Below are 21049 nucleotides of genomic sequence, written 5' to 3'. Positions count from 1 at the left end.
GGCCGGGCGAGCCCAGCAGTCGGCCGAAGCCGGGCCACCCGCGTACACACGAGGGCGGGGCGCCCCCGATTGCTCGGGGCGCCCCGCCCTCGTACGTGCAGTGACTGCTCAGGGGCCGTTCGTGCCGCCGTCGTTCTGGCCGCGGCCGTGGCCGTTGTTCCCGCCGAGGATGTCCGGCGGGACGCTGATGCCGGGGAACGGGGTGTCGTCGCCGGGCTTGTTGTCGTCGCCCGGCTTCTTCTTGTCCCGGTCCTTGTCCTCCTTGTCCTCCTTCGGCTTCGCCCGCGGTACGTCGACCGGGTTGAAGGACGGTGTCTCGGAGGAGCTGAGGGAGCCGGTCATCGCCGTCTTCCAGATGGGACCGGGGAGGCAGCCACCGCAGACCTTGTCGTAGTACTGGCCGCCGATGACGATGTCGGTCATCTTGTTCTGGTGGGCGCCGTCGCTGCCGACCCAGACCGCTGTGGACAGGTTCGGCGTGTAGCCGACGAACCAGGCGTTCTTGCGCTCGTCCGTGGTACCGGTCTTGCCCGCGTTGTCCCGGTCGCTGAGGCCGGCCTGCGTGCCGGTGCCGTCCTCGACGACGCCCTTGAGCATCTGGTTGATCGTGTCGGCCGTGTGCTCGCTCATCGCACGGTTGCACTGTGACTTCGGCACGTCGATCGGCTTGCCGTCAGGCTTGGTGACCGAGAGGAGCGCGACCGGCGTGCAGTACGTGCCGCGGTTGGCGAAGGTCGCGTACACCGAGGCCATGGCCAGTGGGGTGGACTCCTGCCCCCCCAGCGTGGTGTTGGCGACCTGCCACAGCGGCTTGTTGTCGCCGCGTTCGTAGCCGACCTTCTTCGCCATCGCGAGCGTCTCGCAGAGGCCGGTCTTCTGTTCCAGTTTCGCGAAGTAGGTGTTGATCGACTTGCCCAGCGCGCTGGTCATGTCGAACATGCCCTTCTCCTCCTCCGTCTCGTTCTCCACCTCCCACGGTTTGTCGTCCGTGGGTGCGCCCTCGCAGGTGCGGAAGGCATCGGCGGGGAAGCTGATCGAAGAAGGGGTGTCGAAGCTCTGAGCCGGGCTGATGCCCTTCTCCAGCGCCGCCGCCGCGGTGATCGGCTTGAACGTGGACCCGACCTGGAAGCCGGCGTAGCTGCCGCCCATCGCGTGGTCGACGGAGAGGTTCAGCATGGTCTGGTGCTTGGCGGGGTCGAGCCCGTACGGCCGGGACTGGGCCATCGCCAGGATCCGTCCGGTGCCGGGCTGGACCTGGACGACCGCGTCCGCGACCTTGTCGTCCTTGTTGACCCGGGAGACGGCGGCCTCGTTGGACGCGGCCTGCGACCTGGGGTCCAGGGTCGTCTTGATGGTCAGACCGCCGGTCGCCCAGAGCTTGGCGCGGTCCTTCGCGGTCTTGCCGAAGGCCGGGTCGTTCTTGACGATCTTCGAGACGTAGTCGCAGAAGAACCCCGCGCCGCTGACGGCGGTGATGCAGCCGTTCTGCGGCCGCTTGACCTTCAGCCTGATCGGGGTCTCCTTGGCCTTGTCCGCCTCTTCCTGCGAGATCTTGCCGATGTCGGCCATCCGCTGGAGCACGGTGTTGCGGCGCTTGGTCGCTTCCTCCGTGTCGTTGATGGGGTCGTAACGGCTGGGTGACTGCACGATCCCGGCCAGCAGCGCCGCCTCCTCCACCTTCAGGTCCTTCGCGGACTTGGAGAAGTAGCGCTGAGAAGCCGCCTCTACGCCGTATGCCTGCTGCCCGAAGAAGGTGATGTTGAGGTAGTTCTCCAGGATCTTCTTCTTGCCGAGTTCTTCCTCGACCTGGATCGCGTACTTCAACTCCTGGACCTTGCGGCCCAGCGTCTGCTGGGTGGCCTCGGCGACCTTGGCCGGGTCGTCGCCGGCCTCCTCGACGAAGACGTTCTTCACGTACTGCTGGGTGAGGGTCGACGCGCCTTCCGCGGTCCCGCCCGCCTGCACGTTGCGGTTCAGCGCGCGCAGGATGCCCTTGAGGTCGACCGCGCCGTGCTCGTAGAAGCGGGCGTCCTCGATCGCGATGATCGCGTTCTGCATGTACGGGGAGATGCTCGTCAGCGGGACCACCGTGCGGTCGCGCGAGTAGACCGTGGCGATCAGGCCGCCCTGGTTGTCCAGGATCTTGGTGCGCTGGCTCAGCGGCGGAGTTTTCAGATTGGCGGGGATCTCGTCGAACCCGTCGACCGTTCCCTTGGCGGCGAGCCCCAGCGCTCCGGCGGCCGGCAGCGCGATGCCCGCCAGGACGACTCCCGAGAGTGCGGCGACACCGAGGAACTTGGCGGCCTGCTGGGTCGTGGTGAGACCCCCGCCCGAGCGCTTCTTTGGCATGGAGGCAGCCTAATCCGTAGATATGAGCGTTCCGTAGGACCGGGTGGCCCTCGGAGCGTTCCCGTACCGGACCGTGACCTTCACGGGCGGCGCGTGCGCCGTGCCGCAGCGGCCGGACCTGCCGGCATGGCGACGCGAGGCGGCTACGTTCCCATTCGCCGGACACACGGATATGCCTTGGCCTAAGCTGCTCTCAACTGTCACAGCAGTCCGGTTCCGTATCAACCCCTGTGCACGATCCGGCCACTCACGCGGCGCTCCCGAATTCGCCCCGTGTGTCACCGAACGTCCGTTCTAGTTCTGGTGGGCTGTCCCGATTTTGACGGGATAGTTCCGCATGTCTTCACCTCACTCCCCTGGGTGATCTGCCGCATACGCATAGTCCGTTCGGGCCATTCAAGATTGGGCCCGAAGGGGGTGTTGTGCTGTCGCCACCTTCCGTAACGTCCTCAACTGGCAGCGGTGAATATGCCGCTGCCGCCGTGGGGGAGCCTCGATTCGGGAGAGGACGGCGCCGGGATGGGCTGGGTAACCGACTGGAGTGCGCAGGCAGCCTGCCGCACTACCGATCCGGATGAACTGTTCGTACAAGGGGCAGCGCAGAACAGGGCCAAGGCGGTGTGCACCGGTTGCCCGGTGCGGACCGAGTGCCTGGCCGACGCGCTGGACAACCGCGTCGAATTCGGCGTGTGGGGCGGGATGACCGAGCGGGAGCGCCGCGCGCTGCTGCGCAGACGGCCGACCGTGACGTCCTGGCGCCGACTGCTGGAGACCGCCCGCAGTGAGTACGAGCGGTCCTCGGGCATCCTGCCCGTGGCGATCGGGCTGGAGGACGACGAGCTGCAGGAGACGTTCGCCGCCGTGGGATAGGGCCGGTGGCGTGTACGGCTTACGAAATACGAGGGGCTAGGCAGCTCCGGCCGGTGCGGAACCGGTCGCGAGCCGGTCCCCGATGGCTCGTAGGCCCGAGAGGTCATGGACATCTCCGGGCAGCGCGGCCACGGCGGTCACGGCCACCTCGGGGTGCAGCGTGGTGAAGCGGTCGCGTGTGTCCTGTTCGCGCGCGACCATCTGCATCCGCTCGGCATGAAGACGGAGCAGGCCCGCAGTCAGCTCTTCGGTTGTGACGGCTGTGGTGCTGTCGGATCGGGGTTCGCGGTCCGCCTCGGCCTCGGGAGGGGCGGTTCCGGTGGTGTCCGTGGTGGGTGCGTACCCGGCCGCGGGGGAGTCGGCGGGCTCACGAAGTCCAGCCTTCCCGGCCATCTGATCCACAATGCCGTCGGTTTCAAGATTTTCTGCGGCGGCCAGAGCCTGCTCGGCGGAGAGCCGGGCGGCATCACTGCCATGGACCCGGTTGAGCACCAGCCCCGCCAGCGGCATGTCCTCCGCGGCCAGGCGTTCCACGAAGTACGCCGCTTCGCGCAGCGCGTCCCGCTCCGGTGTCGCGACGACGAGAAACGCCGTACCGGGCGCCTGAAGCAGTTTGTACGTGGCATCGGCCCGGGTACGGAATCCGCCGAACATGGTGTCCATCGCGGCGACGAAGGTCTGTACGTCCCGCAGGAACTGACCGCCGAGCAGCTTGCCCAGCGTTCCGGTCATCATCGACATGCCCACGTTGAGGAACTTCATCCCCGCGCGACCGCCCATTTTCGCCGGAGCCATCAGCAGCTTGATGAACTTTCCGTCCAGGAACGAGCCCAAACGCTTCGGGGCGTCCAGGAAATCCAGGGCGGACCGTGACGGGGGGGTGTCGACAACGATCAGGTCCCACTCGTCGCGCGCCCGGAGCTGGCCGAGCTTCTCCATCGCCATGTACTCCTGCGTGCCCGCGAATCCGGCCGACAGGGACTGGTAGAAGGGATTCTCCAGAATCGCGCGGGCCCGCTCGCCGTCGGCGTGCGCCTCGACGATCTCGTCGAAGGTCCGCTTCATGTCGAGCATCATGGCGTGCAGCTCACCGGCGCCCTCGCCCTCGATGCCCTCCACCCGGCGCGGGACGTTGTCCAGCGAGTCGATGCCCATGGACTGGGCGAGCCGGCGGGCCGGGTCGATGGTGAGAACGACGACCTTGCGGCCGCGCTCCGCCGCCCGCACCCCGAGCGCCGCGGCGGTCGTCGTCTTGCCGACGCCACCGGAACCGCAGCAGACGATGATCCGGATGTCCGGGTCGTCGATCAGGGCGTCGGTGTCCAGCGCCGGCACGGGAGCCGCCGCACCGGCTTCCGTACGCACACCGCCGTCCGCCCCCGCCTTCGCACGCGCTGTCATGAACCCGCCCCTCGTCCGGACTCCCCTTGACCCGCGCCCTGTTCGCGGAGTGCAGCCGCCAACTCGTCGAGCCCGGACCGGTCCACCCCCTCGCCGAGCAGCGGAAGCTCGTACCCCGGCAGGCCGAGGCCGGCCAGTACGGTGCGCTGCCCACGTTCCAGGGTGACCCGCTGGGTGTGTTCGGCGGCCTGCTCGACCAAGGGGCGCACGAGCCCGGCCGCGCCGGTCACGCCCGCCCGCGTCAGCGTCTTGGCGATCTCCTTGCGCCGGCCGCCCGCGGCGGTGCGCAACGCCTCCCCGTCCAGCAGATGCGGGCGCACCATGTTCACGATGACCCGGCCCACCGGCAGTTCGGCGGCGCGCAGCTCAGCGATGCCGTCCGCCGTTTCCTGCACCGGCATCTCCTCCAGCAGGGTCACCAGGTGCACCGCCGTCTCCGGGGACTTCAGCACCCTCATCACGGCCTGCGCCTGATTGTGTATCGGGCCGATCCGGGCGAGCCCCGCCACCTCGTCGTTCACGTTGAGGAAGCGCGTGATGCGGCCGGTCGGCGGGGCATCCATGATCACGTAGTCGTAGACGAACCGGTTCTGCCGGTCCTTGCGGCGGACGGCCTCGCATGCCTTGCCCGTCAGCAGGACGTCCCGCACGCCGGGCGCGATCGTGGTGGCGAAGTCGATCGCACCGAGCTTCTTGAGCGCCCGGCCCGCGCTGCCGAGCTTGTAGAACATCTGGAGGTAGTCGAGGAGCGCCAGCTCCGCGTCGATCGCGAGCGCGTAGACCTCGCCGCCGCCCGGGGCGACGGCGATCCTGCGCTCCTCATAGGGGAGGGCCTCCGCCTCGAAGAGCTGGGCGATGCCCTGTCTGCCCTCGACCTCCACGAGGAGGGTGCGTCTGCCCTCGGTCGCGAGGGCGAGCGCGAGGGCGGCGGCGACCGTGGTCTTACCGGTACCACCCTTGCCGCTGACGACCTGGAACCTGCTCACGTATTCGAGCCTAACCAGTCGCACCGCAGGCTACGCACGAGGCTGCGCGTGCCCCGGATTGTGCAGGCATTACAGTCGGGCCATGACCAAGTGGGAATACGCGACCGTGCCCCTTCTCGTGCACGCGACCAAGCAGATTCTGGACACCTGGGGCGAGGACGGCTGGGAGCTGGTCCAGGTCGTTCCCGGCCCGAACAACCCCGAGCAGCTCGTGGCGTACCTGAAGCGGGAGAAGCAGTAGTGGCGGGCACCGTCGAGGCGAAGCTCGCCGAGCTCGGGCTGCCCCTGCCGGCCGTCGTGCCGCCGCTGGCCTCGTACCAGCCGGCCGTGCAGTCCGGGGTGTACGTGTACACCTCCGGCCAGCTGCCCATGGTGGACGGCAAGCTCGCCGTGACCGGCAAGGTCGGCGCCGAGGTCACGCCCGACGAGGCCAAGGAGCTGGCGAAGACCTGCGCACTGAACGCCCTCGCCGCCGTGAAGTCGGTCGCGGGCGACCTGGACCGGATCGCACGGGTCGTGAAGGTCGTCGGCTTCGTCGCGTCGGCCACCGACTTCACCGGCCAGCCCGGCGTGATCAACGGCGCGAGCGAGCTGCTGGGCGAGGTCCTCGGCGACAGGGGTGTCCATGCCCGCAGCGCCGTGGGCGTCGCGGTGCTGCCGCTGGACGCGCCGGTCGAGGTCGAGATCCAGGTCGAGCTGACCGGAGCCTGACCCGCCTCCTCCAGACCCTGATCCCGTCCGGTCGTCACGACCGGGCGGGATCATCCGTGTCCGGGGGCGGAGGGCATTTGTGTACAGGGCATGTACGGACCGGGGGACCCTCGAACATCGTCCCGGTTCCGGATAGCCTCCGGCCATGTCCAATGGTCAGTGGTACCCCCCGGAATGGCCTGGTCGGATCAGGGCCCTCGCGGCAGGCGAGCTGAGGCCCGCCGTGCCCCGGCGGGCGGCCACCGTGATGCTGCTGCGGGACGACGCCACCGGCACCGGGGGCGCGCCCGTCGTCCACATGCTGCGCCGGCGCACCTCGATGGCCTTCGCCGGAGGCGCGTACGCCTATCCGGGTGGCGGTGTCGACCCGCGCGACGACGACCGGCTCGTCGGCTGGGCCGGACCCACGCTGGAGACCTGGGCGCACCGGCTGGGTGTGGGCACGTCGGCCGAGGCGCAGGCGATCGTCTGCGCGGCCGTCCGCGAGACGTACGAGGAGGCCGGGGTGCTGCTCGCCGGGCCGACGACGGACACCGTCGTCAACGACACCACGGGCGACGACTGGGAGGCCGATCGCGCGGCACTGGTGGCCCGGGAGCTGTCGTTCGCCGCGTTCCTGGAACAGCGAGGCCTGGTGCTGCGCTCGGATCTGCTCGGCGCGTGGGCACGCTGGATCACGCCCGAGTTCGAACCGCGCCGCTACGACACGTGGTTCTTCGCCGCCGCGCTCCCCACGGGCCAGCGCACCCGGAACGCCTCCACGGAGGCTGATCGCACGGTGTGGATCACGCCGGGCGACGCGGCCGACGGATACGACCGGGGCGAGCTGCTGATGATGCCGCCGACCGTGGCGACGCTACGGACGCTCCGGCCGTACGCCACCGCGGCGCAGGTGCTGGAGGCGGCATCGGACCAGGACCTGACCCCCGTACTCGCGCAGGCCCGTTTGGACGGTGACGAGCTGGTGCTGAGCTGGCCCGGGCACGAGGAGTTCACCAAGCGCGTTTCCACGGCCGTTACGGATGAAACGCGCAGCGGGCGGAAAACGGACGCCACGGAAGGCGGTGCGGCATGAGCGACGCCGGGGCACTGCCCGGACAGCCGCGCGGCGGTGTGCTGTCCGGTCCCGCCACGACCCGTACGGTCAACGTCCTGGCGCCCAACCCTTCGGCGATGACGCTGGACGGCACCAACACGTGGATCGTCGCCGAGCCCGATTCCGACCTGGCGGTGGTCATCGACCCGGGCCCGCTGGACGACACCCATCTGCGCGCCGTCATCGACACCGCCGAGCGGGCGGGCCGCCGGATCGCGCTGACCCTCCTCACCCACGGCCACCCCGACCACGCGGAGGGGGCGGCACGGTTCGCGGAGCTGACCCGTACGAAGGTGCGGGCGCTCGACCCGCGGATGCGGCTCGGCGACGAGGGGCTCGGCACGGGTGATGTGATCACGACCGGCGGCCTTGAGATGTACGTGGTGCCGACGCCGGGTCACACGGCGGACTCGCTGTCGTTCCACCTGCCGGCCGACCGGGCGGTGCTGACGGGGGACACGGTCCTCGGACGTGGGACGACGCTGGTGGCGCACCCGGACGGGCGGCTGGGGGACTACCTCGACTCGCTGCGGCGGCTGCGTTCGCTGACGGTCGACGACGGGGTTCACACGGTGCTGCCCGGGCACGGCCCGGTGCTTGAGGACGCCCAGGGCGCGGTCGAGTTCTATCTGGCCCACCGTGCGCACCGGCTGGCCCAGGTGGAGACGGCGGTGGAATCCGGCTACCGGACCTCGTCCGAGGTGGTGGCCCATGTCTACGCGGACGTGGACCGTTCGCTGTGGCCGGCGGCCGAGCTGTCGGTGCGGGCGCAGCTGGAGTACCTGGCCGATCACGGGCTGATCTGACGGCGCATGTGTGAGGGGCCCTGCCGGTACCGGCAGGACCCCTCACACATGGCGTACGGTGCCGGGTCAGCGCGAGCGCTTGGCCAGCCGCTCCACGTCCAGGAGGATCACCGCGCGGGCCTCCAGCCGCAGCCAGCCGCGGCCGGCGAAGTCGGCGAGGGCCTTGTTGACCGTCTCGCGGGAGGCGCCGACCAGCTGGGCCAGCTCCTCCTGCGTCAGGTCGTGCACCACGTGGATGCCTTCCTCGGACTGGACGCCGAAGCGGCGGGACAGGTCCAGGAGGGCGCGGGCGACACGGCCGGGCACATCGGAGAAGACCAGGTCGGACATCTGGTCGTTGGTCTTGCGCAGACGCCGGGCGACGGCACGCAGGAGGGCCGTGGCCACCTCGGGGCGTGCGTTGAGCCAGGGCTGCAGGTCGCCGTGGCCGAGGCCGAGGAGTTTGACCTCGGTCAGCGCGGTGGCGGTGGCGGTGCGCGGGCCCGGGTCGAAGAGCGAGAGCTCGCCGATCAGCTCGCCGGGGCCGAGTACCGCCAGCATGTTCTCGCGACCGTCGGGGGAGGTGCGGTGGAGCTTCACCTTGCCCTCGGTGACCACATAGAGGCGGTCGCCAGGGTCACCCTCGTGGAACAGCGCGTCGCCGCGCGCGAGGGTCACCTCACTCATCGAGGCGCGGAGCTCCGCGGCCTGCTCGTCATCGAGCGCCGCGAAAAGCGGGGCGCGCCGCAGAACGTCGTCCACGAGTTCTCTCCTTGTCGGCCTGTTCAGGGAACCGTGGTCCCCATCATGCCGGACGGTAAAACAGTGCGATCAATCACAAACCAGTTTGACGCACGCGCGTGCCGAGGGGTACGGCAGGGGGCCGATTGGGGGCGGATCATCGGTGACCGGGGCGAATGTCAGTGGCGGGCTCTAGGCTGGCCGGGTGTCCAGAATGCCGGTGAGAGCGCAGGCCAAGGGGGCTGATGGGGTGTCGGAGGGCCGTGATTCCGCTGTGGGCGAACAGGGTGCGGGTGGCCGGGAGAACCTGAAGAAGACGGCGGAGAGCAGGCCCGGGACGGCGAAGGGCCGACCCGCCGGGCTCGCCGGCTCCGGATCGGCCAGGAGAGCGAAGCCGGATACGGCCGAGGCGGCCGGGACCGGCACCACGGAGAGCCGGGAGTCCGTGGCCGGAGCGCCGAAGAAGAAGCCGGGGCGGCCGGAGTCGCACCTGGCCATGGTCCGCCGTGCCCGCCGGATCAACCGCGAGCTCGCCGAGGTCTACCCGTACGCCCACCCGGAGCTGGACTTCCGGAATCCGTTCGAACTGCTCGTGGCCACGGTTCTCTCCGCTCAGACCACCGACCTGAGGGTCAACCAGACCACTCCCGCCCTCTTCGCCGCCTATCCCACTCCCGAGGACATGGCCGCCGCCGTTCCGGAGGAAGTGGAAGAGCTCATTCGGCCGACCGGTTTCTTCCGGGCAAAGGCGAAGTCGCTGCTGGGCCTGTCCGCCGCGCTCCGGGACGACTTCGGCGGCGAGGTGCCGGGACGGCTCGCGGATCTCGTCAAGCTGCCGGGTGTCGGCCGCAAGACGGCCAATGTCGTTCTCGGCAACGCCTTCGGCGTCCCTGGAATCACTGTCGACACCCACTTCGGCCGACTGGTCCGGCGGTGGAAGTGGACCGAGCAGGAGGACCCCGAGAAGGTCGAGGCGGAGATCGCGGCGATCTTCCCCAAGAGCGAGTGGACCATGCTCTCGCACCGCGTCATCTTCCACGGACGCCGCGTCTGCCATGCCCGCAAGCCCGCCTGCGGCGCCTGCCCGATCGCCCCGCTGTGTCCTTCGTACGGTGAGGGCGAGACGGACCCGGAGAAGGCCCGCAAGCTCCTGAAGTACGAGATGGGCGGCCGGCCGGGCCAGCGGCTGAACCCGCCGTCGGACTACCCGGGGAGCCCGGCACCTCCCCTGGGCGCCGACTGACGCGGACCGCCGCTGCGGAACGAATCGTGGGACGACAGGCGTTGTGAGACGGAGGGGTGCCCATGAAGACGCATGAATCCGGCACGGAGCAGCATGCCAAGGAGCAGTACGGCAGCAGGGAACGCGCTGCTGCGGAACGCCACGGGGCGGAACAGTGCGGCGGCGCGCGCGGCGGCCGTACGGACGTCGTGACGGCCGACGCGACCGGCGCCGGCCTCCCGGTCAACGTCTCGGCCGAAGGGCTGCCGGAATGGCTCGACCCTGTCGCCCGCGCCGCGCGGACCGTACGGCCGCAGCAGCTCAGCCGTTTCCTGCCGCCCGAGAGCGGCGCTGGGCGTCAGTCCGCCGTGCTCGTCCTGTTCGGCGAGGGCGCGCGCGGCCCCGAACTCCTCCTGATGGAACGAGCCGGAAGCCTGCGTTCCCATCCGGGGCAGCCGTCCTTCCCCGGCGGCTCGCTCGACCCGGAGGACGGCGACCAGGCGACGACCGGGCCGCTGAGGGCCGCTCTGCGGGAGGCCGAGGAGGAGACCGGCCTCGATCCGCGTGGAGTGCAGATCTTCGGCGTGCTGCCCCGGCTCTATATCCCGGTGAGCAGCTTCGTGGTGACACCCGTCCTCGGTTGGTGGCGTACGCCCAGTCCGGTCTCCGTCGTCGACCCCGGGGAGACGGCGCGGGTCTTCACGGTCCCCGTGGTGGATCTCACGGATCCCGCCAACCGGGCTACGGCCGTTCACCCCAGCGGCCATCGGGGCCCGGCATTCCTGGTCGAATCGGCACTCGTCTGGGGGTTCACGGCCGGGGTGATCGATCGGATTCTGCACTTCGCGGGCTGGGAACGCCCGTGGGACAGGGCCAGGCAGGTGCCGCTCGACTGGCGCGCATGACAGGCTGACTTCCGTGTTCCGCCGCTCCGGGCCCGCCCGGACCACGGAGACGTACGGGCCCGGTGACGAATCTGCGAGGCTATAGACGGTGAACGTGCTGGACATCCTGCTGCTGGCCGGTGCCGTGTGGTTCGCGGTCATCGGCTACCGCCAGGGGTTCGTCGTCGGCATTCTGTCGGTGATCGGGTTCCTGGGCGGCGGTCTCGTCGCCGTCTACCTACTGCCGGTCCTGTGGGACCAGATGACGGACGGTTCGGAGGTGTCCTCCACCGCAGCCGTCGTCGCGGTCGTCATCGTGATCGTGTGCGCGTCGGTGGGCCAGGCATTCACCACCCATCTGGGGAACAGACTCCGCCGCCACATCACGTGGTCGCCCGCGCGTGCCCTGGACGCGACCGGCGGCGCCCTGGTCAACGTGGTGGCCATGCTGCTGGTCGCCTGGCTGATCGGCTCCGCCCTGGCGGGCACCTCGCTGCCGACGCTGGGCAAGGAGGTCCGTAGCTCCTCGGTTCTGCTGGGCGTCTCCCGGGTCATGCCGCCCCAGGCGTCCACCTGGTTCACGGACTTCTCGTCGGTCCTCGCGCAGAACGGCTTTCCACAGGTCTTCAGCCCGTTCGCCAACGAACCGATCACCGAGGTCAGGGCCCCCGACCCGGCGCTGGTCGGCAGCCCCGTCGCCGCGCGTGCCAAGCAGTCCATCGTGAAGGTCGTGGGTACGGCTCCGAGCTGCGGCAAGGTCCTCGAAGGCACGGGGTTCGTATTCTCCGACCGCCGGGTGATGACCAACGCCCACGTCGTCGGCGGCGTCGACGAGCCGACCGTCCAGATCGGCGGCCAGGGACGCCTGTACGACGCGAAGGTCGTCCTCTACGACTGGCAGCGCGACATCGCCGTACTCGACGTCCCGGACCTCGACGTGAGGCCGCTGCAGTTCGCCGACACCGAGAGCGACGCGGAGACGGGCGACAGCGCCATTGTCGCGGGTTTCCCGGAGAACGGCGCGTACGACGTACGCTCCGCGCGCGTCCGGGCCCGCATCGACGCCAACGGCCCCGACATCTACCACCGGGGCACGGTCCGCCGCGATGTGTACTCGCTCTACACCACGGTCCGCCAGGGCAACTCCGGCGGCCCGCTGCTGACTCCCGAGGGCAAGGTGTACGGGGTCGTGTTCGCGAAGTCGCTCGACGACCCGGACACCGGCTACGCGCTGACGGCGGACGAGATCCGCGACGACATCACGCAGGGCCGTACCGCCAACCAGCAGGTCGACAGCCAGGGGTGCGCGCTCTAAGAGGGGCGTGGGCGGCCCTTGCGGGCCCGGGGGGCGTCAGTTGCGGGGATGGCGAAGCCGCGCCGAGACCCAGCGGGCCCGGCGGCGGAGGATGCGTGAGATGCCGACCCGAGGATCATGCATGACCTGCAAAGCGTGCACCCGGCCCTGGAGGCCGTCCCCCTCATGAATGCCCGGAACCGCCGTGGCGGTCGAGCGACGGTTGCGTGCTGCGTCACCGAAGTCGTGCGTCCAGCCCATACCCGGACGTCTGCCCGTGCCTCATGGTCCGTAACCGCCTATCCGTCAGCCAATTGGCCTATGCGTCAGGCACGTGGCTGTTCGTAGGACGTGCGTGCCCACGGAATCAGCGATCGGGTTCGGAGTCCTTGAGCCAGTTGATGAGTTCGGCCGAGAACGCGGCCGGATCCTCCTCATGGGGGAAGTGACCCAGACCGTCGAAAAGTCGCCAACGGTAGGGCGCCTCGACGTACTCGCCGGACCCGGCGGAGCTGCGGGTGCGGACCGCCGGATCGAGTGAACCGTGCAGATGCAGCGTCGGTACCCGAACGGGCCGTTTCATGCGCCGGTTGAACTGGATGCCGTCCGGGCGCGCCAGCGAGCGCACCATCCAGCGGTACGGCTCGATCGAGCAGTGCGCCGTCGAGGGGATGGACATGGCGCTCCGGTAGACGCCCAGGGTCGTCTCGTCGGGAAACTCCGACTTGCCCGGGCCCGCCCAGTCGCTGATCAACCGCGCCACCAAGGCCGCCTCGTCGGCGACGAGCTGACGCTCCGGCACCCATGGCCGCTGGAAGCCCCAGATGTACGAGCCGGCCCGGGACTGCCCGAAGTCGGAGAGCATCGAGGAGCGCCACCGCCGCGGGTGGGGCATCGAGGAGACGACCAGTCGGCGCACCAGTTTCGGGCGCATCACGGCGGCCGTCCAGGCCAGGTAGCCACCCATGTCGTGGCCGACCAGGGCGGCGTCCGGTTCACCGAGCGACCTCACCACGCCGGTGATGTCGAGCGCCAGGTTGGCGGGGTCGTAACCGCGGGGCGTGCGGTCGCTGCCGCCGACGCCGCGCAGATCCATCGCCACGGCCCGGAACCCGGCCTCGGCGAGCGCGGGCAGCTGGTGGCGCCATGTCCACCAGAACTGCGGGAAGCCGTGCAGGAGGAGGACCAGCGGCCCTTCGCCCATTTCGGCGATGTGGAAGCGGGCGCCGTTCGCCGCGACGTCCCGGTGGGTCCAGGGACCGTCGAGGCGGACGGGGCCCCCGGCCGGTGGGAACGGCGCGGGCGCGGGGCCCGGCGGGCCGGCGGGCCCTTCGCGGCCCGCCCGGTCGTCCGGGCCCAGGGGGCCGAATGCGCTGGAATCGGGGACGGTCATGTGGACGAGCGTGCCACAGCCGAGGTCTTGTCCTGGACCGGAGCGGTTTCGATGGCCCGGTCCGCGCGGGTGCTGCCGCCCACTGGGAGGATCACGTCGGCGGCGATCTCCGGACGCGGGTGCGGCTTGACGCCTTGAAGGACGGCGGCGGTCTGCTTGGCGGACGCGATGGACTTCTCCGGCGGCTTGACCTTCTTGATCTTCGCGTAGCCGAAGAGCGCGAGCAGGATGCCCAGAAGGATGAACGCGCCGCCCACGATCAGGAACGACCAGGCGAGGCCGAGCCCCAGGTTGTGGATGCCGTACGCCGCTGCGAAGCTCAGCACCGGGATCGCGAACAGGATCAGCACGCCCGTGACAATGAACGCCACGCTGCCGATGACGCCGCGTTTGACGTCCTGCCGTACCTCGGCCTTGGCCAGGGCGATTTCGTCGTGCACCAGCGCCGACAGTTCGGCCGTCGCCGTTGCGACCAGCTGGCCGAGACTGCGGTCGGCGCTGCCCGCGTAATTGCCGGGGTCGCTCATCCCTGACTCCCTCTCCTGTTCAACACGTCCGATGTCAGATCATGCCGGACTGTCCGGTTTGCTGCTCGCTCCCCCCGCCAGTCGGGCAAGGCGGCGGTGCTCGGCCGCCTTCTCCTCGTAGATCGCGGCCATCCTCAGGTGGTACGCCGGGTCGTCCTGTTCGTAGACGTCCGGTACTCCGGAACCGTCCTCGTCGAGCTCTTCGGCGTCGGACAGCGCCCTGTATCTGCGTACCCGGAGTTTGAGCAGTACACCGGAGAGTACGGCGGCAATCAGGGAGCCGAGCAGAACCGACGCCTTGATCTCGTTGATCATGTCGTCGTCACCGGCGAAGGCGAGCTCCCCGATCAGCAGTGACACGGTGAAGCCGATGCCGGCGAGTGTGGCGATCGCGAAGACGTCCGCCCAGGCCAGCTCCTTGTTCAGCTCGGCCTTGGTGAGCCGGGTGGTCAACCACGTACCGCCGAAGACGCCGATCGCCTTGCCGGCGACGAGTCCCAGGACGACCCCGAGCGTTTCGGGCCGGTCGAACACACTGGCCACCGCGCCGCCGGAGAGGGAAACACCGGCGGAGAAGAGTGCGAAGACCGGCACGGCGAAGCCCGCCGACAGGGGATGCACCAGGTGCTCGATGTGTTCCCCGGGCGAGTGGTCCTCGCCCTCGCGCCGGGTGCAGCGCAGCATCAGCCCCATGGAGACACCAGCGATGGTGGCGTGGATGCCGCTGTTGTACATCAGTCCCCAGATGACAACGGCGAGCGGTACGTAGACGTACCAGCCGCGCACACCAAGCCGCAGCAGCAGATAGAAGAGTCCCAGGCCGAGGAAGGCACCGATGAGCGCGAGGAAGTCGATGTCCTCGGTGAAGAAGATGGCGATGATCAGGATCGCGAAGAGGTCGTCCACAACGGCGAGCGTCAACAGGAAGGCCCGGAGCGCGGCCGGCAGCGAGGCGCCGATGACAGCGAGAACGGCGAGCGCGAAGGCGATGTCGGTGGCGGTGGGAACCGCCCAGCCGTCCATGGAACCGTCGCCGAGCGCGTTCACCAGCGTGTAGACGAGCGCTGGGACGGCCATGCCGCAGAGCGCGGCGGCCACGGGGAGGGCGGCGGCCTTGGGGTCGCGCAGCTCGCCCGCCACGAGTTCACGTTTGAGTTCGACGCCCGCGACGAAGAAGAAGATCGCGAGCAGACCGTCGGCGGCCCAGTGCTCCACGGAGAGGTGCAGCCCGAGGATTTCGGGCCCGATGTGGAAGTGACTGACGGCCGAGTAGCTCGAACCGGCGGTGTTCGCCCACACCAGTGCGGCCACGGCGGCGACCAGCAGGAGGACACCACCGACGGTCTCCGTGCGCAGGGCGTCGGCGACGTAGTTGCGCTCGGGGAGCGGCAGCCGCCCCAGGAAGGTGTGACGCGGGCCGTTGGGAGCGGGGGTGGGTGGGGCCACGGGGGGAGACCTCCGGGTCGGTACGGCAGCGATGGCATGGCTGATGCACTTGCCGACCAGACTTCCCGGCACCCCTGTGGAGATTTTCCTGTCTTGTTGTAGATCAGCTGCCACTGTAATGGCGGGGGGTGGGGGTGGGGCGGGGGAGTGGTGATCTTCACCTTAAATGCCCGAAGGGCACCCGGCACGCTGCCGGATGCCCTTCGGTTGCTGGAGGCCCTTCGAGCCGAGTTCTCGGTGTCAGTCTTCGGAGGGGGCCGACGGCAGTTGGGTCTGGATGAGGTCCATGACGGAGGAGTCGGTCAGGGTGGTGACGTCGCCGAGGGCGCGGTTTTCGGCGACGTCGCGCAGGAGGCGGCGCATGATCTTGCCGGAGCGGGTCTTGGGCAGTTCGGCGACGGGCATGATGCGTTTGGGTTTGGCGATGGGGCCGAGGGTGGTGCCGACGTGGTTGCGCAGCTGTGCGAGGAGCTCGTCGGAGGCGGTGGCGGTGCCGCGGAGGATGACGAAGGCGACGATGGCCTGGCCGGTCGTCTCGTCGGCGGCGCCGACGACGGCGGCCTCGGCGACCGCGGGGTGTGAGACGAGGGCGGATTCGACCTCGGTGGTGGAGATGTTGTGCCCGGAGACCAGCATGACGTCGTCGACCCGGCCGAGGAGCCAGATGTCGCCGTCCTGGTCCTTCTTGGCGCCGTCGCCGGCGAAGTACTTGCCCTCGAAGCGCGACCAGTAGGTGTCGAGGAAGCGCTGGTCGTCGCGCCAGATGGTGCGGAGCATGGAGGGCCACGGCTCGGTGAGGACGAGGTAGCCGCCTCCGCCGTCGGGGACCTCGTTGGCCTCGTCGTCGACGACGGTCGCGCAGATGCCCGGCAGGGCGCGCTGGGCGCTGCCCGGCTTGGTGTGGGTGACGCCGGGCAGCGGCGAGATCATCATGGTGCCGGTCTCGGTCTGCCACCAGGTGTCCACGATCGGGCACCTGTCGGCCCCGATGTGCTTGCGGTACCAGACCCAGGCCTCGGGGTTGATCGGCTCACCCACCGAGCCCAGGACGCGCAGGCTGCTCAGGTCGAACTTGGCGGGGATGTCGTCCCCCCACTTCATGAACGTGCGGATCGCGGTGGGCGCGGTGTAGAGGATGGTGACGCCGTACTTCTGCACGATCTCCCAGAAGCGCCCCTGGTGCGGGGTGTCGGGGGTGCCTTCGTACATCACCTGCGTCGCGCCGTTGGCCAGCGGCCCGTACACGATGTAGGAGTGCCCGGTCACCCAGCCGATGTCCGCGGTGCACCAGTAGACATCCGTCTCCGGCTTGAGGTCGAACACCGCGTGATGGGTGTAGGCCGCCTGGGTGAGGTAGCCGCCGGAGGTGTGCAGGATGCCCTTCGGCTTCCCGGTGGTGCCCGAGGTGTAGAGGATGAACAGTGGCTGCTCGGCCTCGAACGCCTCGGGGGTGTGCTCGGCGGACTGGCGGCCGGTGATCTCGTGCCACCAGACGTCGCGGCCCTCGGTCCACGCGGTGTCCTGGCCGGTGCGGCGAACCACCAGGACGTGTTCGACGCCGTCGATCCGGGCGACGGCGTCGTCGACGGCGGGCTTGAGTGCGGAGGGCTTGCCACGGCGGTAGCCGCCGTCGGCGGTGATGACGACCTTCGCGTCCGCGTCCTGGATACGGGCGGCGATGGCATCGGCCGAGAAACCGCCGAAGACGACCGAGTGCGCTGCGCCGATGCGGGCGCAGGCCAGCATCGCGACGGCGGCCTCGGGGATCATCGGGAGGTAGACGGCGACCCGGTCGCCCTTGCCGACACCGAGCTCGGCCAGCGCGTTCGCGGCCCGGCAGACCTCGTCCTTCAGCTCCGCGTAGGTAATCGCGCGGCTGTCGCCGGGCTCGCCCTCGAAGTGGATGGCGACCCGGTCACCGTTGCCCGCCTCGACGTGCCGGTCCACGCAGTTGTACGCGACGTTGAGCTCGCCGTCCGCGAACCACTTCGCGAAGGGCGGGTTGCTCCAGTCGAGGGTCTCGGTCGGCTCGGTGGCCCAGGTCAGGCGGCGGGCCTGTTCGGCCCAGAAACCCAGCCGGTCCGCCTCGGCCCGCTCGTACGCCTCCGCAGTGACGTTGGCGTTCGCGGCCAGCTCGGCAGGCGGCGCAAACTTCCGCTCTTCCCGAAGCAGGTTGGCCAGGCTCTCGTTGCTCACGACTTCTCCCAGTCCCAGGGTGTCCGTTGTGTCCTGGGGCATAGCTCATCAGTCCCGAGGCCGGGTGACAAGTGTCTGCCAGGAATTGGTTTAGACCTGTGTCTCGTGTATAGAGGCATGATCCCGCTTCCATGCCGGGGTGGCGCGGTGGTGCACGGAGCCGGTGTGGCGGTTCGGGCTGTGGCGCCTCGTCGCCGCGGTGAGCGTTGCAGGTGGTGCAGAGGAGCGCGAAAGCGGGATCACTAGGTCTCACGGGTCCGGGGGGCTTGTGGTTCAGGCGCCCGTACGTGCCAACTCGGCCGGGTGGGCGGGTGCGACCGGGTCGAACACCTCAGCCGTTCCGCTCTCGGCGCTCCCGCCCTCGGTCAGCAGATACGACTGGGCTTCGGCCACGTGGAAGTACATGCCGTGGAGCTGCAGGGTGCCGTCGGCGATGCGTCGTGCCACCGATGGGTGAGCCCTCAGATGGTCGAGCTGCTGGACCACGTTGGTCAGGCAGAGCTGCTCCATCGCATCGGCGGGCAGCCGGCCGGAGAACCGGGCTCGCGCGTTGTCGGTCGAGGTCACCCGGGCCAGGCTGGGGAGCCCGTGCCGGAGCCAGCGCCACAGCGACGTGTCCGGGGCATCCGATGCGCCTTCGAGCAGTGCGTTCATCGCGCCGCAGTCCGAGTGGCCACAGACGGTGATGGACTCGACGCCGAGCACGTCCACCGCGTACTCGATCGCGGCCCCCACCGAGTGATCGCCCTCCTCGGCGTCCGGGGGCGGCACCAGATTGCCGATGTTGCGCACGGTGAACAGGTCACCCGGGCCACTGGCCGTGATCATGCTCGTCACCAGGCGGGAGTCCGCGCAGGTGATGAAGAACTGTGAGGGACGCTGCCCCTCCCTGGCGAGCCGCGCAAGCTCCCCACGGACCAGGGGTGCGGTGTCGCGCTGAAACGAGCTGAGACCCCTGACCAGCCGGTGTTCACCGCCGGCCCGCGAGGGCCGGTCGGCGGAAGTGTGTGGTCGGGGAGAGGCAGCTTGGGGGGAGGGCGCCACGTGTGATGCGGGGGCTGCCTGTGTGGCGTGTGCGGCCTGTGAGAGAGGTGAGGGCTGCGGGAGCGGCGGGGCCGGCTCCGGGGTGGAGTCGCTGTCGGTGTGTGGCGGGGTGGGGGTGTGACTTCCTGCGCCTGAGCCCTTGGTTGTGACGGGCTCTGTTGCGGTGCCGGTGTTGAGTACGGAATGTGGCCCATTGCCGGTGGACGGCGGGGGAGGAGCGTGCTCGGCCTGGTCGTGGCAGTGATGGTTGCGCCATGGAGTCCACGGACGACAGCAGGAGTGAGCCGCTGCGGCGGGCTCGGCGATCCTGCCGCCTGATCGGCCGGCGAAAGCCACCTGTCCGCCGTGGGCCGTATGGGCGTTGCTCCAGTCCTGAATCGTCTCGTATGCGGCGTGATCCATGAAGAAGCCGTCCAACTCGACTACCACATCGCTATTTTGGGGAAGCCGACCCAGCACGCGGCTGAGGTGTGGCACGGCAAGGAACGTCAACTGGCCGCGCACCACCACGAGATGCTGCCCGTTATGTTCGGACACCGAGATCCGGGTCCTGGCCAGTCGGTGCAGGGCGACAGCTACCGCGACAGCGATCCCGATCGCCACGCCCTTGAGGACGCCGACCACCAGCACGCCGGCGATTGTCGCGCCGTACACGAGGAATTCCCGGTGCTTGTGAACGTTGCGGATGTGGGCGAGGCTCACCATCTTCAGGCCGACCATCATCACCAGCGCGCCCAGGGCCGCCAGCGGAATGCGCTCCAGGGCTGTGACGAGCAGGCCGGAGGCGAGCAGGATCCACACACCGTGCAGCACGGTGGAGGCGCGGCTGGTCGCCCCGGCTCTCACATTCGCCGAACTGCGTACGGCCCCGCCGGAGACCGCGAGGCCGCCCAGCAGGCCTGACACCGCGTTGGCGATGCCTTGTGCGCGTAGCTCCCGGTCCAGGTCGGAGCGTTTGAGTGGCGGCGTGAACCGGCTGTGATCGGCAGGGGCGGTGGCTTCGGGGGCGGGTGCCACCGCAGTGGTGAAGGGGGCGCTGTGCTGGCTCAACTCGCCTTTATCGATTGTCGCGTTGCCCCGTACTTCTCCAGACCCGGCAGGGGAGTCGGCTGAGCGTGAACGGTTCCGGTCGGCGACCAGCTTGTCCACGGCGACAGCGGCGAGCAGCGACTCCAGGCTGGCTACCAGCATCATCGTGAACACAGCGGTAGCCAGACCGAGCACAGGTCCCTGAGGCATTTCGGGCAGGGCGTGCGAGCGCCAGGAGGGCAGATCGACCCGGGCGATCGACGGTGCCGCCCACGCTGCCACGGCCGTGGCGAGGCCCACGGAGGCCAGGGCCGCCGGGACACGACGCAGAAGCCGTCCGGTTCGTCCTGGCAGCAATGGCCACAGGACGAGAATGGATACGGTGAGCGCGCCGATCAGCGGAGCGGCAGGACTGACACGTGCCAACTGATCGGGAAGATGCAGGACGTTGGAGATGGCGGAGCTCTGTGGTGTACCGCCCAGAACGATATGCAGTTGAGCGAGTGCGATGGCCACGCCGATACCGGCGAGCGTGCCGTGGACGATGGCAGGGCTGACGGCGAGGGCGCTGCGGGCTGCACGTAGGGAGCCGAGCGCGAGCTGAAGCAGGCCCGCTCCGATGGTGATGGCGCAGGTGGTGCGCCAGCCGTAGATCTGGATCGTCTCGGCTGTCACCACGGTCAGTCCGGCGGACGGGCCGGAGACCTGGAGCGGCGTCCCGCCGAGGAGTCCGGCGACGATGCCGCCGATCGCGGCGGAGATGAGGCCCGCCTCCAGAGGTGCACCCATGGCGACTGCGAGACCCAGCGACATGGGGATGGCGAGCAGGAAGACAGTGATGGATGCCGATACGTCGGCGCCCGCGATGCGGAATCGCCCGCCGCGCGGGGGCGGGCTGTGCGGTCGCTTGACTCCCGAAGACCGGGAGGGGCGCGAACTGCGTGATGAGTGGTCGTGGCGAGTAGGTACGCAGGCAGACATATTTCCCGTCTCCTCCTGGGCGGCGCGGTCGCGAAACTCGGTGACGCGGCCGTGGGTCACGGCATGCAGCGGCGGGATATCTCAACTCTCGGTA

Annotated in this window: 18 protein-coding genes; 8 read left to right on the top strand and 10 right to left on the bottom strand. The window is 69.5% G+C overall.

The annotated features are described in order from the left end of the window. Window positions 1–108: 108 nt before the first annotated feature. Window positions 109–2349: a transglycosylase domain-containing protein gene (locus ABZ564_RS08630; RefSeq protein ID WP_360851681.1), complete on the bottom strand. Its 2241-nt coding sequence runs from the start codon at window positions 2347–2349 to the stop codon at window positions 109–111. A gap of 519 nt (window positions 2350–2868) precedes the next feature. On the opposite strand from ABZ564_RS08630, the gene ABZ564_RS08625 reads away from it, so the two are divergent. Next, window positions 2869–3219 carry a WhiB family transcriptional regulator gene (locus ABZ564_RS08625; RefSeq protein ID WP_360851677.1) on the top strand — a complete coding sequence of 117 codons (351 nt, stop codon included), beginning with the start codon at window positions 2869–2871 and terminating at the stop codon, window positions 3217–3219. A 36-nt stretch (window positions 3220–3255) separates the two neighbouring features. Here the strand turns inward: ABZ564_RS08625 and ABZ564_RS08620 are convergent, their stop codons facing one another. Beyond that, complete coding sequence (locus tag ABZ564_RS08620) at window positions 3256–4620, bottom strand: ArsA family ATPase (RefSeq protein WP_360851674.1); 1365 nt, start codon at window positions 4618–4620, stop codon at window positions 3256–3258. Next, a complete protein-coding gene (locus ABZ564_RS08615; protein ID WP_360851671.1) occupies window positions 4617–5606 on the bottom strand; it encodes an ArsA-related P-loop ATPase in 990 nt (329 codons plus the stop codon). The genes ABZ564_RS08620 and ABZ564_RS08615 overlap by 4 nt, the downstream gene beginning before the upstream one ends. An 82-nt stretch (window positions 5607–5688) precedes the next feature. Between ABZ564_RS08615 and ABZ564_RS08610 the strand changes: the two genes are divergently transcribed. From ABZ564_RS08610 to ABZ564_RS08595, 4 genes are all read left to right on the top strand, one after another. After that, a complete protein-coding gene (locus ABZ564_RS08610; RefSeq protein WP_003991873.1) occupies window positions 5689–5847 on the top strand; it encodes a DUF4177 domain-containing protein in 159 nt (52 codons plus the stop codon). Further along, entirely contained in the window at window positions 5847–6317 is a 471-nt protein-coding gene (locus ABZ564_RS08605; protein WP_360851667.1) for a RidA family protein, read from the top strand. The genes ABZ564_RS08610 and ABZ564_RS08605 overlap by 1 nt, the downstream gene beginning before the upstream one ends. A gap of 145 nt (window positions 6318–6462) precedes the next feature. Next, window positions 6463–7392, top strand: coding sequence for an NUDIX hydrolase (locus tag ABZ564_RS08600; protein WP_360851664.1), 930 nt, complete (start codon window positions 6463–6465; stop codon window positions 7390–7392). Beyond that, window positions 7389–8219, top strand: a complete 831-nt coding sequence (locus tag ABZ564_RS08595; RefSeq protein ID WP_360851661.1) for an MBL fold metallo-hydrolase — start codon at window positions 7389–7391, stop codon at window positions 8217–8219. Before ABZ564_RS08600 ends, ABZ564_RS08595 begins: the two co-directional genes overlap by 4 nt. A 66-nt stretch (window positions 8220–8285) precedes the next feature. Here the strand turns inward: ABZ564_RS08595 and ABZ564_RS08590 are convergent, their stop codons facing one another. Continuing rightward, complete coding sequence (locus ABZ564_RS08590; protein WP_014046869.1) at window positions 8286–8960, bottom strand: Crp/Fnr family transcriptional regulator; 675 nt, start codon at window positions 8958–8960, stop codon at window positions 8286–8288. Between the two features lie 253 nt (window positions 8961–9213). Between ABZ564_RS08590 and nth the strand changes: the two genes are divergently transcribed. From nth to ABZ564_RS08575, 3 genes are all read left to right on the top strand, one after another. Continuing rightward, window positions 9214–10182, top strand: coding sequence for an endonuclease III (nth, locus tag ABZ564_RS08585; protein ID WP_360851658.1), 969 nt, complete (start codon window positions 9214–9216; stop codon window positions 10180–10182). Between the two features lie 62 nt (window positions 10183–10244). Beyond that, on the top strand, window positions 10245–11066 hold the full coding sequence (locus ABZ564_RS08580; RefSeq protein ID WP_360851655.1) for a CoA pyrophosphatase: 822 nt from the start codon (window positions 10245–10247) through the stop codon (window positions 11064–11066). Between the two features lie 88 nt (window positions 11067–11154). Then, entirely contained in the window at window positions 11155–12360 is a 1206-nt protein-coding gene (locus ABZ564_RS08575) for a MarP family serine protease (RefSeq protein ID WP_360851651.1), read from the top strand. A gap of 36 nt (window positions 12361–12396) precedes the next feature. Here ABZ564_RS08575 and ABZ564_RS08570 read toward each other — a convergent pair whose 3' ends face one another. From ABZ564_RS08570 to ABZ564_RS08545, 6 genes are all read right to left on the bottom strand, one after another. After that, window positions 12397–12600, bottom strand: coding sequence for a hypothetical protein (locus tag ABZ564_RS08570; protein WP_360851648.1), 204 nt, complete (start codon window positions 12598–12600; stop codon window positions 12397–12399). Between the two features lie 106 nt (window positions 12601–12706). Further along, a complete protein-coding gene (locus ABZ564_RS08565; protein WP_360851645.1) occupies window positions 12707–13732 on the bottom strand; it encodes an alpha/beta hydrolase in 1026 nt (341 codons plus the stop codon). Next, window positions 13729–14259 carry a phage holin family protein gene (locus tag ABZ564_RS08560; protein WP_360851642.1) on the bottom strand — a complete coding sequence of 177 codons (531 nt, stop codon included), beginning with the start codon at window positions 14257–14259 and terminating at the stop codon, window positions 13729–13731. The genes ABZ564_RS08565 and ABZ564_RS08560 overlap by 4 nt, the downstream gene beginning before the upstream one ends. 39 nt (window positions 14260–14298) lie before the next feature. After that, window positions 14299–15705 carry a Na+/H+ antiporter NhaA gene (nhaA, locus tag ABZ564_RS08555; protein WP_360851639.1) on the bottom strand — a complete coding sequence of 469 codons (1407 nt, stop codon included), beginning with the start codon at window positions 15703–15705 and terminating at the stop codon, window positions 14299–14301. Window positions 15706–15945: 240 nt separating this feature from the next. Further along, entirely contained in the window at window positions 15946–17943 is a 1998-nt protein-coding gene (gene acs / locus ABZ564_RS08550; RefSeq protein ID WP_360851636.1) for an acetate--CoA ligase, read from the bottom strand. A gap of 231 nt (window positions 17944–18174) precedes the next feature. Next, a complete protein-coding gene (locus ABZ564_RS08545; RefSeq protein ID WP_360851726.1) occupies window positions 18175–20955 on the bottom strand; it encodes a SulP family inorganic anion transporter in 2781 nt (926 codons plus the stop codon). Window positions 20956–21049 lie beyond the last annotated feature (94 nt).

Origin of the sequence: Streptomyces sp. NPDC019224 (assembly GCF_040632605.1) — a bacterium.
GTDB lineage: Bacteria > Actinomycetota > Actinomycetes > Streptomycetales > Streptomycetaceae > Streptomyces.
The sequence above is the reverse complement of the archived record's forward strand: the minus strand, read 5'-3'. Positions and strand labels throughout refer to the sequence as shown.

What these genes read in the sequence shown, in the direction of transcription:
- ABZ564_RS08565 (WP_360851645.1), bottom strand. Translation starts at nt 13,732, where the DNA reads ATGACCGTCCCCGATTCCAGCGCATTCGGCCCCCTGGGCCCGGACGAC.
- ABZ564_RS08600 (WP_360851664.1), top strand. Translation starts at nt 6,463, where the DNA reads ATGTCCAATGGTCAGTGGTACCCCCCGGAATGGCCTGGTCGGATCAGG.
- ABZ564_RS08560 (WP_360851642.1), bottom strand. Translation starts at nt 14,259, where the DNA reads ATGAGCGACCCCGGCAATTACGCGGGCAGCGCCGACCGCAGTCTCGGC.
- ABZ564_RS08580 (WP_360851655.1), top strand. Translation starts at nt 10,245, where the DNA reads ATGAAGACGCATGAATCCGGCACGGAGCAGCATGCCAAGGAGCAGTAC.
- ABZ564_RS08625 (WP_360851677.1), top strand. Translation starts at nt 2,869, where the DNA reads ATGGGCTGGGTAACCGACTGGAGTGCGCAGGCAGCCTGCCGCACTACC.
- ABZ564_RS08610 (WP_003991873.1), top strand. Translation starts at nt 5,689, where the DNA reads ATGACCAAGTGGGAATACGCGACCGTGCCCCTTCTCGTGCACGCGACC.
- acs (WP_360851636.1), bottom strand. Translation starts at nt 17,943, where the DNA reads ATGCCCCAGGACACAACGGACACCCTGGGACTGGGAGAAGTCGTGAGC.
- ABZ564_RS08595 (WP_360851661.1), top strand. Translation starts at nt 7,389, where the DNA reads ATGAGCGACGCCGGGGCACTGCCCGGACAGCCGCGCGGCGGTGTGCTG.
- ABZ564_RS08630 (WP_360851681.1), bottom strand. Translation starts at nt 2,349, where the DNA reads ATGCCAAAGAAGCGCTCGGGCGGGGGTCTCACCACGACCCAGCAGGCC.
- ABZ564_RS08620 (WP_360851674.1), bottom strand. Translation starts at nt 4,620, where the DNA reads ATGACAGCGCGTGCGAAGGCGGGGGCGGACGGCGGTGTGCGTACGGAA.
- ABZ564_RS08545 (WP_360851726.1), bottom strand. Translation starts at nt 20,955, where the DNA reads ATGTCTGCCTGCGTACCTACTCGCCACGACCACTCATCACGCAGTTCG.
- ABZ564_RS08570 (WP_360851648.1), bottom strand. Translation starts at nt 12,600, where the DNA reads ATGGGCTGGACGCACGACTTCGGTGACGCAGCACGCAACCGTCGCTCG.